This window comes from Arcobacter roscoffensis (assembly GCF_024267655.1).
GTDB classification, from domain to species: domain Bacteria; phylum Campylobacterota; class Campylobacteria; order Campylobacterales; family Arcobacteraceae; genus Arcobacter_B; species Arcobacter_B roscoffensis.
This window is the reverse complement of sequence record NZ_CP100595.1, coordinates 2,990,244-3,003,337: the sequence shown is the minus strand read 5'-3', so window position 1 is coordinate 3,003,337 and position 13,094 is coordinate 2,990,244. Positions and strand designations below refer to the sequence as shown.

At 25.5% G+C, this 13,094-nt stretch carries 12 protein-coding genes; 11 read left to right on the top strand and 1 reads right to left on the bottom strand.

The annotated features are described in order from the left end of the window. Position 1: 1 nt before the first annotated feature. The 10 genes from pseB to NJU99_RS14100 are packed head-to-tail and all read left to right on the top strand — an operon-like array spanning position 2 to position 9,142. On the top strand, positions 2-994 hold the full coding sequence (gene pseB / locus NJU99_RS14145) for a UDP-N-acetylglucosamine 4,6-dehydratase (inverting) (RefSeq protein WP_254576553.1): 993 nt from the start codon (positions 2-4) through the stop codon (positions 992-994). A gap of 1 nt (position 995) precedes the next feature. Continuing rightward, positions 996-2,129 carry a UDP-4-amino-4,6-dideoxy-N-acetyl-beta-L-altrosamine transaminase gene (gene pseC, locus NJU99_RS14140; RefSeq protein WP_254576552.1) on the top strand — a complete coding sequence of 378 codons (1,134 nt, stop codon included), beginning with the start codon at positions 996-998 and terminating at the stop codon, positions 2,127-2,129. After that, on the top strand, positions 2,119-2,853 hold the full coding sequence (locus tag NJU99_RS14135; RefSeq protein WP_254576551.1) for a cytidylyltransferase domain-containing protein: 735 nt from the start codon (positions 2,119-2,121) through the stop codon (positions 2,851-2,853). Before pseC ends, NJU99_RS14135 begins: the two co-directional genes overlap by 11 nt. Then, a complete protein-coding gene (gene pseG / locus NJU99_RS14130; protein ID WP_254576550.1) occupies positions 2,850-3,788 on the top strand; it encodes a UDP-2,4-diacetamido-2,4,6-trideoxy-beta-L-altropyranose hydrolase in 939 nt (312 codons plus the stop codon). The genes NJU99_RS14135 and pseG overlap by 4 nt, the downstream gene beginning before the upstream one ends. A gap of 11 nt (positions 3,789-3,799) precedes the next feature. After that, positions 3,800-5,200 (top strand): NAD(P)-binding protein, encoded by a 1,401-nt coding sequence (locus NJU99_RS14125; protein WP_254576549.1) that lies wholly within the window; start codon positions 3,800-3,802, stop codon positions 5,198-5,200. After that, positions 5,190-5,864, top strand: a complete 675-nt coding sequence (locus tag NJU99_RS14120) for a class I SAM-dependent methyltransferase (RefSeq protein ID WP_254576548.1) — start codon at positions 5,190-5,192, stop codon at positions 5,862-5,864. Before NJU99_RS14125 ends, NJU99_RS14120 begins: the two co-directional genes overlap by 11 nt. Continuing rightward, complete coding sequence (locus NJU99_RS14115) at positions 5,861-6,586, top strand: WbqC family protein (protein ID WP_254576547.1); 726 nt, start codon at positions 5,861-5,863, stop codon at positions 6,584-6,586. Before NJU99_RS14120 ends, NJU99_RS14115 begins: the two co-directional genes overlap by 4 nt. Then, a complete protein-coding gene (locus tag NJU99_RS14110; RefSeq protein ID WP_254576546.1) occupies positions 6,583-7,017 on the top strand; it encodes a YtoQ family protein in 435 nt (144 codons plus the stop codon). The genes NJU99_RS14115 and NJU99_RS14110 overlap by 4 nt, the downstream gene beginning before the upstream one ends. Positions 7,018-7,029: 12 nt before the next feature. Next, positions 7,030-8,067, top strand: coding sequence for a pseudaminic acid synthase (pseI, locus tag NJU99_RS14105; RefSeq protein ID WP_254576545.1), 1,038 nt, complete (start codon positions 7,030-7,032; stop codon positions 8,065-8,067). Positions 8,068-8,080: 13 nt separating this feature from the next. Next, the gene (locus NJU99_RS14100) at positions 8,081-9,142 is read left to right on the top strand and encodes a putative sugar O-methyltransferase (protein WP_254576544.1); all 1,062 of its coding nucleotides are present in this window, start codon (positions 8,081-8,083) and stop codon (positions 9,140-9,142) included. A gap of 2 nt (positions 9,143-9,144) precedes the next feature. Here NJU99_RS14100 and NJU99_RS14095 read toward each other — a convergent pair whose 3' ends face one another. Further along, positions 9,145-10,962 carry a motility associated factor glycosyltransferase family protein gene (locus tag NJU99_RS14095; protein WP_254576543.1) on the bottom strand — a complete coding sequence of 606 codons (1,818 nt, stop codon included), beginning with the start codon at positions 10,960-10,962 and terminating at the stop codon, positions 9,145-9,147. 66 nt (positions 10,963-11,028) lie between these two features. On the opposite strand from NJU99_RS14095, the gene NJU99_RS14090 reads away from it, so the two are divergent. Continuing rightward, a complete protein-coding gene (locus NJU99_RS14090; RefSeq protein WP_254576542.1) occupies positions 11,029-13,092 on the top strand; it encodes a 6-hydroxymethylpterin diphosphokinase MptE-like protein in 2,064 nt (687 codons plus the stop codon). The last annotated feature ends 2 nt before the right edge of the window (positions 13,093-13,094 follow it).

Sequence of the window (13,094 nt, the reverse complement as noted above, 5' to 3'; positions counted from 1 at the left end):
AATGTTTGATGGTAAAAATATACTAATTACAGGTGGTACAGGAAGTTTTGGTAAGAAATATACAAAAACTTTATTACAAAACTATAAGCCTAAAAAAATAATCATATACTCAAGAGATGAGTTAAAGCAATATGAGATGGCACAAGAGTTTAATGATCCTTGTATGAGATATTTTATTGGTGATGTAAGAGATGCAAATAGATTAAAAAAAGCATTTAAAGATGTTGATTATGTAATACATGCAGCAGCACTTAAGCATGTTCCAATTGCCGAATATAATCCAATGGAATGTATCAAAACTAATATAAATGGGGCTCAAAATGTAATTGATGCAGCATTAGATAATGGAGTTAAAAAAGTAATTGCCTTATCCACAGATAAAGCTGCAAACCCAGTGAATTTATATGGAGCTACTAAACTTGCAAGTGATAAGCTTTTTGTTGCAGCAAATAATCTAGTTGGTGAACAAGATATTAAATTCTCAGTTGTTAGATATGGGAATGTTTTATGTAGTAGAGGTTCTGTAATCCCGTATTTTCAAAAGCTTATAGATAATGATGAAAAAGAGTTACCTATTACTGATGAAAAGATGACAAGGTTTATGATTACTCTTCAAGATGGAGTCGATTTTGTACTTAAGAACTTTGGAAGAATGCAAGGTGGAGAAATCTTTGTGCCAAAAATCCCATCTCTAAAAATAGTAGACTTAGCAAAATTTTTAGCTCCTAGTTTACCCCATAAAATTGTAGGTATTAGACCAGGTGAAAAACTTCATGAGATTATGTGTCCTGCTGATGACTCACATTTAACTTATGAATTTGAAGATCATTATGTAATAACTCCAACAATTAAATTTACTAGTGATAAAGATTATGAAACAAATCTTTTTGGAGAAAAAGGTACTCATGTAAAGCAAGGATTTGAGTATAACTCAGGTAACAATGATAAATGGCTTAATAAAGAAGAATTTTTAGAACTTTTAGAAGATATGTAAAATGAATATTATTCCATATGGAAAACAAACTATAGATGATGATGATATCAATAGTGTAGTAGAAGTACTAAAAAGTGACTTTTTAACTACAGGTCCAAAAGCAAAAGAGTTTGAAGAAAAAATTGCAGAGTATTGTGGTGCAAAGTATTGTGTTTGTGTATCAAATGGAACAGCCGCATTGCATTTATCATCAATGGTTTTATTAGAAAAAGAAGATAAAGTACTAACTACTCCAAACTCTTTTTTAGCAACATCAAATTCTATTTTATATGTAAATGCAAAGCCTATATTTGTAGATATTTGTAGTGATGGAAATATTGACTTAGATTTATGTGAAAAAGAATTAAAAAAAGATTCTTCAATAAAAGCAATATATGCAGTACATTTTTCAGGAAAATCTATAAATCAAGAGAAACTAAAATACTTAAAAGATACATATAATGTTTTAATATTAGAAGATTGTGCTCACTCAATTGGGGCAGTATATAAAAATATAAAAGCAGGTTCTTGCACAAATTCAGATATTTCAATATTCTCTTTTCATCCTGTTAAGACATTAACAACAGGAGAGGGTGGGGCGATAACTACTAATAATAAAGAATATTATGAAAAGCTTTTAAAACTAAGAAATCATGGAACAATACCTAATCCTGAAATTGGAACTTGGCATTATGATATGAAAGAATTGGGATTTAATTATAGACTAACTGATATTTCATGTGCTTTAGGTATTTCTCAATTAAATAAATTAGATTTCTTTTTACAAAAAAGAAAAGATATTGCAAAAAGATATGATGAGTTTTTTGAATCTATAGTTAATATAGAACCTTTATACTCTTTTGCAAATGGAAGTGCATATCATTTATATGTAGTTAAAATTGATTTCTCAAAGTTTGCAGTTACTAAAAAGGAACTATTCTTAAAATTAAGAGAAAAATCTATTTTCTTACAGTTTCATTATATTCCTATTAATAAACAGCCCTATTATAAAGCTTTAGGTTATGGCAATGAAAGTACTCCTATTATGGATGATTACTATGAAAAGGCTATTTCTTTACCTATTTATCCTAAACTTCAATTTGAAGAACAAGATTATGTTCTTAAAACTATAATTGAGATTTTAAATGGAAGATAGAGTATTTATAATTATTCAAGCTAGAATGACAAGTACAAGATTAGCTGCAAAGGTAATGCTTCCTTTATGTAATAAAACAGTATTAGAAGTAATGATAGATAGAATAAAAGAGTTCAAAGATAATATAGTTATTGCTACAACTAATGATGGAACACAAAAACCAATAGTTGACATTTGTGAAAAATTAGATTTAAAATATTATAAAGGTGATACAAATAATGTTTTAAGTAGATATTATGAGGCAGCTTTAAAGTATGAAGCAAAAGAAAATGATATTGTGGTTAGATTAACATCTGATTGTCCTTTATTGGATAAAGATATATTAAAATCTTGCATAGATACTTTTAAAAAATCATCTGTGGATTATTTAAGTTGTGGAGATGAAACTGGTTTTCCTAGAGGAATGGATGTTGAAATATTTAAATTTTCATTACTTAAAGAAGCTAATACAAATGCTACTACAAAAACTGAAAAAGAACATGTAACAGTATATATGCATACAACAATCAAAGATAAACTAAATATTTTAGAGTTTAAAAACAGTAATGATGACTCAAGATTTAGAATAACTTTAGATGAAGAAGATGATTATGAGTTAATAAAACAGATATATGAAAAGTTTGATAATAAAACAGATTTTTCATATGAACAGTTAATCGATTTATTAAAAAGTAATCCTACTTTAGTTGAAATGAATTCTAATGTAAAGCAGAAAGAAGTATGAATATTCTAATTAGAGTGAACTCTTCAAGTTCTATAGGATTAGGACATCTAAGCAGATGCTTAGTTCTTGCAAATAAATATAAAAAGAAAAATAATCGAGTAATATTTGCTTGTGAAGAGTTAAAAGGAAATGCAAATAGTTTAATTATTGAAGAGGGTTTTGAATTATTAATATTAAAAGATCAAAGTATTGATGTATTGGTAAATACTTGTAAGGCAAATAAAATTGATTTATTAGTTATTGATAGTTATGATTTTGACTATAAGTATGAAAAATCTATAAAACAGAAACTAAATATTAAACTATTATGTTTTGATGATACTTATGAGAAACATTACTGTGATGAAGTTTTAAATCATAACATTAGTGCTAAAAAAAAGAAGTATAAAAATCTTGTTCCTTCTTTTTGTAAAGTTAAATGTGGAAGTAAATATACTCTTTTAAGAGAAGAATTTAAAAAGACTAAAAGAGTAAAACTAAAAAAATCAAAAAAAGTGCATAAGGTTTTATTGATGATGGGTGGGACTGATCACTCTTTTTTAAATATTAAGATTTTAGATATTTTGTTAAAATATAATTTTAAAATAGATGTAGTTACAAGTTCATCAAATAAGAATTTAGACAAACTAAGTAGAACTGTTAAAGATAGAAAAAAAGTTACCTTGCATATTAATACAGCAAGAGTTGCAACTTTGATGTCAAAAAGTGATTTTGCAATTATTTCGCCAAGCGTAGCTCTAAATGAAGTTATTTATATGAAACTACCTTTTATAGCTATAAAAACTGCATCAAATCAAAATGATATGTTTAACTTTTCAAAAGAAAAGAGATTTTGTACTTTAAAGAAGTTTCATAATAAAAAATTAGAAAAAGAAATAGAAAAGCTAATTAGAAATTATGAAAAGTTTTATAAGAGAAATACAATATTTAGATAAGAGGAGATGCTATGAAAGAAAATATCGTTATTGTTGGTGGGGGTATTGCAGGTCTTTTATCTGCATCATTGTTAGCAGAAGATAAAAAATATAATATTCACTTAATTGAAAAAACTAACAGTTTGGGTGGTTTATTAAAATGTTTTGATTATGGAAAGAATGGGAAGTTTGACTATGGTGCTCATAATATTTTAGAAACAGGAATTAATGAACTTGATAATATCTTAAGAGATTTACTTCCTTCTAATGAATGGCAAGTCTCTTCTGCAATTAATGGTCAAAAAAGGGCTTTGACAGGTATCTATTTTGATGGGAAACTTCAACAAAACTCTCCTTTTATTGATTTAAGAAAAAGAAAGAATATTGATGAATTAAGAATAGATTTTCTTAAAAACTTTGAAAAAACAAAAGAACATAAAAAGACAACTGCATATGAATACTCTAAATCTTTATTTGGTAAAAAAATTACTAAAGAAGCAGTAGTCCCTGTGTTTAAATCTTTATATGGTATCCATCCAAAGCACATGGATTATATGGCAATGTTTCTAACTCCACTTGTTAGAGTTGGGCTTTTTGATGAAAAAATAATGAAAGACCTTCTTCCTACACAACTTTTAAGTTCAATTTTATCTTATCCTGAGCAAAAGAATTTAGGTTCAGATATTTTAGGTGTAAAGAAAGCTTATTATCCTAAAAAATATGGAATTTATAGAGTTATTGAAGCCTTAAAAGAACAGCTTGAAAAACAAGGAGTGAATATTCATCTAGAAGATGAGGTAAAGGATATAGTAGAAAAGAATAATAGAATAGAAGAAATTATTTTATCTAATACAAAAATAAAAAATATTAATCATTTATTTTGGTCTGCAGGACATTTGATTTTAAAAAATCTTTTAAAAATTAAATTAGATAATTTAAAATTTCAAAAACCTCCAAAAACTGTAATTACAAATCTATTAATTGATAAAAAACTTAAAATAGGAGATATTTGCTATTTCTATAATTATGATAGTGAATATAAAACATTCAGGGTTGATAACTATATAAACTATTGTAGTGGAGCAAAAAGAAATGGTTTATATCCAATAAGTATAGAAACCTTAGCATCAGATAATGATTTAGAAAATATTGATAAAATAACACAAACGGCAATTGATGAATTAAAGGCGTTTAATGTTTTTGGAAAAGCTTGTAAAGTAAAGTTTGCAAAAACTGAAGTACTTGATTACGGTTTTCCTTTGTTAACTAAAGATAATATTGAAACAATGGATAGGGTAAGGGAGAGTATTTTAAATAGAAATATAAAAAATCTTACTTTACTAGGTATCTTATCTCAGAAAGATTTATTCTTTGAAAGTGATATTAAAAAAGATTTATATTTAAAAGTGAAAAGGTTTTTAGATGAATGTTAAAAATATAAAAGGATTAAAATATCCAGATGAATATATAATCAAATACTTTTTTAAAGAAAAACTTTTTAATTCTAAAGGTAAAGTTATAGAATTTGGATGTTCAAATGGAAATAATTTAGCTTTATTTAGTCAGTATAACTATGATGTAATAGGTATAGATATTTCAAATCAAGCTGTATCAGATGCAAATTATAATTTTCAAAATATTTATGAAAATACTGGAAATTTTACTTTTTACTGTGATGATATGTTAGCATTTGCAAATAATAATAAGAACTTGGAAGTAGATGTATTTTTATTACCGAATATTATTAATTATATAAAAAAAGAGGATTTAGTAGTTTTTCTTAAAACTATGATTCAAAACAATAATATAAAAAAAGATGCTTCTATTTTTGTAAGATGTAGAACTCCTAAAGATTTTAGATTTGGGATTGGTGAAAAACTAGAATGTAATACTTATAAATTATCAGAAGAATTTGATATTACTGGTGAAGCCTCGTGTATAAACAGGTTTTACAGTGAATTTGAATTAGTAGATTTACTTAAAAAAACTCTTGATTTAAAGGATTTTATTACACTCTCTTGTGAATGTCAGAATCCACAAAGTGAAAATACCATTGTTTTGAATTCTGATATGGTACTTTGGGGTAAAATTAATTGAAAATAGCAATTATGCAACCAACTTTTAATCCCTGGATAGGTTATTTTGATTTAATAAACTATGTGGATAAATTTGTATTTTTAGATAATGTTCAGTTGGTAAAAAGAAGTTGGCAAGTAAGAAATAAATTGAAAATAGATAATAAAGAGTACATGTTTAGTATTCCAATAAAAAAAACTAATTCAAGAGATAAAACAATTCTTAAAGATGCAGAAATTTCTTATGAAAACTTTGATTTTAGAAATAAACTTAAAAATTTACTTTTAAGAAATTATAAAAAAGCTAAATATTTCGAAGAGTTAGAAAATAGAGTTTTTGATATTATATCTTTTCAAACAAATAGTTTATCTTTGTATAATATAAACTTTATAAGAGAGATTTCCTCTTTACTTGGATATGAAGATAAGTTTATTTGCAGTTCTTCTTTAAAAGACATACAAGGTTTAAAGTCGGACTTGATTTTGAGTATTTGTAAAAAATTATCTTGTTTAGAATATATTTCACCAATAGGTTCAAAAGTATATTTAGATGAAAATATAGAAAGTTTTGCATGTGAAGATATAGATGTTTTTTATCAAGATTATAGTCATAAAACTTATAGTCAAATTGGAGATGAATTTATTCCATATTTAGGAATCCTTGATGTATTATTTAATGAGGGAATAAATAAAACAAAAGAAATAATAATTGGTGGTAGAAATTTTATTAAGGAGTACAAATGAATATTTATTTAGCAGGTGAGATACATTCAAATTGGAGAGATGAACTTATAAATCTTTGTAAACAAAAAGAATTAGATTATACATTTTCCTCTCCTCAATTAGACCATGGTACAAGTGATAATGTTGGGAAAGTAATTATGGGAGATCAAGGCAGTTCTTTTTATAATGATAATGCTAGTGCAAAAATAAATAGCATTAAAACTCATATTTCAATACAAAAGAGTGATATTGTAATTGTAAAGTTTGGGGAACAATATAAGCAATGGAATGCAGCATTTGATGCAGGTTATGCTAGTGCTTTAGGTAAAAAGCTTATTATTATCCATCCTCAGTCTTTTAATCATCCATTAAAAGAAATAGATAGTGTTTCAAGTGCTTCTGTAGAAACAGAAGCAGAAGTTGTAGAGATATTAGAATATTTAAAAAAATAAAGAAAGATTATTATGTTTAAAATAGGAAGTTTTGACTTAAAAAAGGATGGAGTTTTTATTATTGCTGAATTAAGTGCAAATCACAATGGTAATTTACAAAATGCATTAGACACAATCAAAGCAGCAAAAGAAATAGGTGCAAATGCCATTAAGTTGCAAACTTATAGAGCAGATACTATAACTTTAAATTGTAAAAAAGATGAGTTTAAAATCTCTCAAGATACCTTATGGGATGGAAAGTATTTATACGATTTATATGAAGAAGCTCATACTCCATGGGAATGGCATAAACAACTATTTGATTATGCAAAAGAGATTGATATAATAATTTTTTCTTCACCTTTTGATAAAACAGCAATTGATTTATTAGAAGATCTTGACACGCCAGCTTATAAAATAGCTTCATTTGAGATTACAGATTATGAATTAATTAGATATGCAGCCTCAAAAATGAAGCCAATCATTATATCAACAGGAATTGCAACAATTGATGAAATTCAAGATGCTGTAGATATTTGTAAGAGTGTGGGAAATGATAAAATTGTTTTATTAAAATGTACAAGTGCATACCCCGCACCTTTAGACGATGCAAACTTATTAACAATTCCTAATATGAAAAGTACATTTTCTGTTGAAGTAGGATTTTCTGATCATACTATAGGTTCAACAGCTCCAATTGTAGCAACTACATTAGGTGCAAAAGTAATAGAAAAACATTTTATTTTAGATAAATCTATAGGTGGTCCTGATAGTGAGTTTTCAATGGAAAAAGAAGACTTTTCAAAAATGATAAAAGAGATAAGAAATACTGAAAAGCTATTAGGGAAAGTGGATTATAAACTTACCGAAAAAAGAAAAAAAAGTAGAACATTTAGTCGAAGTCTTTATGTGAGTAAAGATATAAAAGAGGGCGAATTTTTTAGCAAAGAGAATATAAAAAGTGTAAGACCTGGATTAGGACTTCACCCAAAGTATTTAAATGAAATATTAGGTAAAAAAGCAAAGAAAGATTACTATTTTGGTGATGCTTTAACATTTAGTGATTTATAAAAGAGGATAATAAGTGAAGAGTTTTGATTTAAGTTTAATGGATTTAATGTTCGAGGATATGTCTAAACAAAAAGAAGTATATAGGCCAACTACATTCTGGGAAGAGGGTTCAAAGGTAATTGTGAAAGAAATTAAAGAGCAAGGTGTTGAAAACTTTCGGTCTCTAAAAACTACAAGAGGTTTTTTTGTTCCTAATTATTCTTACTCTGAATACTATGAAAATGAAAATTTATATAATGAAACAAAAGTAGAACTAAAAAAAGCTACAAGTGATGCAAAATCAAATACAAGATTTGATTTTTTACTGTCTGGTAAACTTCAAGCTTTTAGTGATTATAGAGTTCTTAAAGGAAGTAATATAGAATCTTCTCCTTATACAAGTAAAGTATCTGAAAGTAATGTTGGACAGCCTTTAGAGCAATTTAACTTCGATAATAGAAATTTCTCTAGGTCATTTCTAAATTATTTATTGGGACTAAATTTTCTAAAGAAACATGTTGATTCATCAACTATTAAAAATGTGATGGAAATAGGTGGTGGATTTGGTACTTTAGGAGAAATCTTACTTGGTGATGAAAGAAATGATATTTTCTATATAAATGCAGATATTCCTCCTGTTTCTTTTGTTTCTTCGTACTATTTAAAAGAAGTATTTGGTAAAGAAAATATTGCTGATTATGGTGATTTGCATAAAGAAGAGGTTTTAGAGATTGATAAATTAAAACAGAGTTACAAAGCTGTAAATCTATGTTCTTGGCAGATTGAGAAACTAAAAGGTAAAATTGATTTATTTGTAAACTTTATTTCTTTTCAAGAAATGGAGCCAGATGTTGTAAATAACTATTGTAAATATATTAGAGACTTAGCCCCACAATTTATATTACTTAGAAATATTCAAGAGGGTAAGAAAAAAAGAGATGAAGATACAATTTATGGTGTAGAAACACCAATTTTAGGCGATGACTATGATAGTTTTTTACCTGAATATGAATTAAAAGCAAATGATAGTGAAATCTTCGGATTTAAAACAGAAGATAATTTCCATTCTCAACTAAGACTATATGTAAGAAAATAGTCTTAGTTATAAATCTCCTCAAAGGTATTTAAAATTCTATTTATCTGTGAAAGTTGAATACACTTATCTTCAAGATAAGAACTATAAGGATTTGTAAGAAGAAAAAATTCATCTAATATTTGAATAACAAAAGATGTTGGGAAATTGTTTTTTAATTTTTCAAAATCTTTTTCTATATTTTTAGATGTTTTTAGTTTTTTAATTACTTTACTCTCTTTTTTCATTTCGTTTATATCAATTTTTTCAAGTTCTTTTCTTGTGATAGTTTTTAATTGATTTATTAAAGATTTAATATAAGAGTTTTTATCAAACTTTTTGAAATTACTAGTATTTATATCTAAAAGTTTTAAAGGTTTTGTATTATTAAAGTAAGCCCCTTTAGATAGATTGTATATAGAAGAGCCTTTAATTAAATCTTCTTTTATTTCATTTATACTTTCAATCATATCTTTATAAAGTAATGTGGTTTTAACATTATTATTGAAGTTTCCTTTTACATCTACAAGATAGTTTTTATAGTTATTCTCTTCTTCTTTTTGAATCTCTTTATTGTAATAGTATGAAGAGAAGTGTGTTTCTCCTGTTTTTTCATCAATAGCTGCATCTAATCCTAATAAATAGATCTCTTTTGCCCCAAGAGTAAGTAAAATTTTTAAACCAATATCTCCTACAGTAACTCCTGGGATCAAGCCTGTATTTATCAAAAATTCAATAGATGTCTGAATAAAAAATATATTACTATTATTTATCTCTTCATAGATTTTTGGGTCAGTTTTAATTGAACTAATAATTAAAGAGTCTTTAAAAAACTCTTTATTTACATCAAATTGATTTCTAACTGTTGTTTCCCCTGCATCAATTGAGATTATAATATCAGGGTGTATTTGATGACTTTCCAAAAACTTTAAAATGGCAGCTGCTGTAACTATTATAAATCTATCTTTACACTCTTTTATAAAGTCAACATTTTTATCTAAAGAAGGTCCTGCAGCTAAAAATAAGATAGGTTTTTCTTGTAAAAAATCTTTTTTTATAATAGTTTTTAAAATGCCATTTTGATTGTTTTTTAGGTAATAAAAACCTCTTTTTAAACTATAAATATATTCTGCAAAAGGGTATCTTATTTTATTTTCTAAAGTTAATATTTCACTTACTTTTGAAACCAAATCAAGTTCATTAGAACTTGCAAGCTCAAATCTAATAAAGTTGTTGTAACTAGATTTATATTTTAGGAAATTAATAATGCAGTTTTTAAGTTCTTCTTCATTTTGTGAAATACTAAAAAATATTTGACTATTTTGAGCAATCTCTTCATAATCAGTAAGGAATAAAGATAATCTAAAAATTTCTATATTTGGCTCTATAATTAAATAAACTTTTGAGTTTAAAACTCTATGGATATCATTTAAATGAACACCAAGTAAAGTACCTAAGAATATGAATTTATTACTTTGTTCTTTTGGTATTTCAATATTTTTTAACTGCTCTACATATTCATTTATAAATTCAGATGTTTCTACTTCTTCATCTATATCCCCATAGGATACAAGAGTTTTATTTGGATCAATTAATGAAATTATATTTTCATTGTTGTAGATATTTTTAGCTCTGTATTGGCCATCATAAAAAGGGTCACAATTATATATTTTTTTATCTTGATGAATCAATTCAAAATGATTATCTATGTAATCAAGATGATAAGTTTCTAGAAGATTTTTTTCTAAATCTTCTATTTTTTTATAAATCTCAAAGTAGTTCTTTTTTAGAAAAATTATATTTTTTTGATAAATCTGAATTATTGTTTCTTGTAGTTCTTGCATGGTTATTATTATACCCTTATTTAATAAAATCTTAGTATAATAATTAATATTTAAAAAAGGACTAACATGGACTTGTCTGCTGAAGAACAACTACATAAAGCTATGATGGATACATACCATTTAAATCTATTATTTTTATCTGAGTTTGATAATGAATTATTTATTAGAGTTACACACTTGGGTGATTTAATGGGTAAAGGTTTATATAAAGAAAGATATTTTTTGGAGTTTATAAAAGAGTCAGGAGACTTTGATATTTATGATAATGAAAAAGATAAATATTTATATGACAAAAAACCAAAAAAGTTTAATAATAAAGCAGTTGTACAAACTAATTTTGATTTAAAAAATAGTATTAATACTTTAAATCAAGGGTTTTATAATCATGAAAATGATGGTGATTTTAGCTTAGATGAAGATGAGGGAATTTATTCAATTGCTGGTAAAAAGCTTATGAATGATTTATTTAAAATAAAAGAAGAGTTAGATTATAAAATAGATAGAGAAAATAGAAGAATAAATAAAATTGATAAGTTTATGTTTATTGGGACATTACTTGGTAGACATATCCCTAAAATTATGAAAAAGATCAATGCCAAAACTTTTTTTGTTTGTGAGAACAATTTAGAAATATTTAGATTATCTTTATTTGTTTGTGATTACAGTGCCTTGGCAGTAGAAGGAAGAAAGGTAATTTTTTCGATAATGGATGATGATAATATTTTATTAGAAAAAGTGCTGGATTTTTATAATATGGATGTTTATAATAACTCTATTTTAAAATTCTATACTACAAATCATGATGTTAAAAATTATTTTGATAGAATAATTGATAGAGTATTATCTGTAAGTCCTATGTCTTTCAATTATTATATGAATTTAGATAATGTTGTTTATAACTTGTCGAAAAATTTCTTTAAATATAAAACTTTATCATTAAGAGATAATCTTGAATTAAAATCCTTTGAAAATAAGCCTATTTTATATATTGGAGCAGGACCATCTTTAAATGATAATATAGAATGGGTTTATGAAAATCAAGATAGATTTATTATTGTAACTATGGCAGCGACACTTAATATATTATTTGAGAATAAAATTAAACCAGATATTATAACTACATTAGATCCACAGCATTATGTTGATATTCAGCTTTTTAGTAATCCTGATTTAAAAGAACTTTTAGCAGATACTATTGTGCTTGCTTCTATTAATACAGCTGAAAACGTTTTAGAAAAACTTTCAAAAATAAGTAGAGTTTATTTATATGAAGTATTAGGTTCTATTCAAGTTGGACATAAAGCTTTAACTGGTAACTCTGTTGGAGAGTTGACTTACTCTATAATTTCTAGATTTGTTAATATTAAAGAGATTTATTTATTAGGTTTAGACTTGGCATTAAATCAAAATACGGGTTCAACTCATTCATCTGACTACGAATATAATAAGAAATTAGATATTGAAGACCTTAATAAACTTGAAGTTAATGAAAACTACTCTTTTAAAGATGATGTAATTAAAATAAGAGGTAACTTTCAAAAAGAAGTTTTAACAAGTAGACAATTTTATGGTTCATTAAGATTTTATATAGGTCAAACAAAATTAAATAGTGTTAGCACATATAATTTAAGCAATCATGGAGCATTTATTGAAAATACTATTCCTTTAAAAAGTATAGATCTAAAAGTTGATGACTTTACAAAAATAGATAAAGAGAATTTAAAAGAGTCTTTAACTGAGGACTTAGAGTCTATTGTAGTTGAAAACTTATCTAAAAGAGATTTAAAAAGTTTAAATAGTCATCTCAATATGGTAAATGAAATTTTAGAACAACTTAACTTAACAGAAAAGATAAAAACATATGATGAATTTAATATTTTTGCTAATGAAATATTTCAATATTTGATGAATCCAGAAAATAAGATTAATTACTTAAAAGAGATTTATGTTACATATACATTAGCTTTTAATCCTTATATATCATATTGTATTCTAATAAAAGATAAAAAAGATAAGGTAAATATCAAAAAAGTTATAAAGGCTTGGTCAAATATTCTTAGTAAATTATTAACAAAATATAAAGACTATTTAGAGGATATTATTGAAGAAAATGATAAAAGGGTAAATTAAAC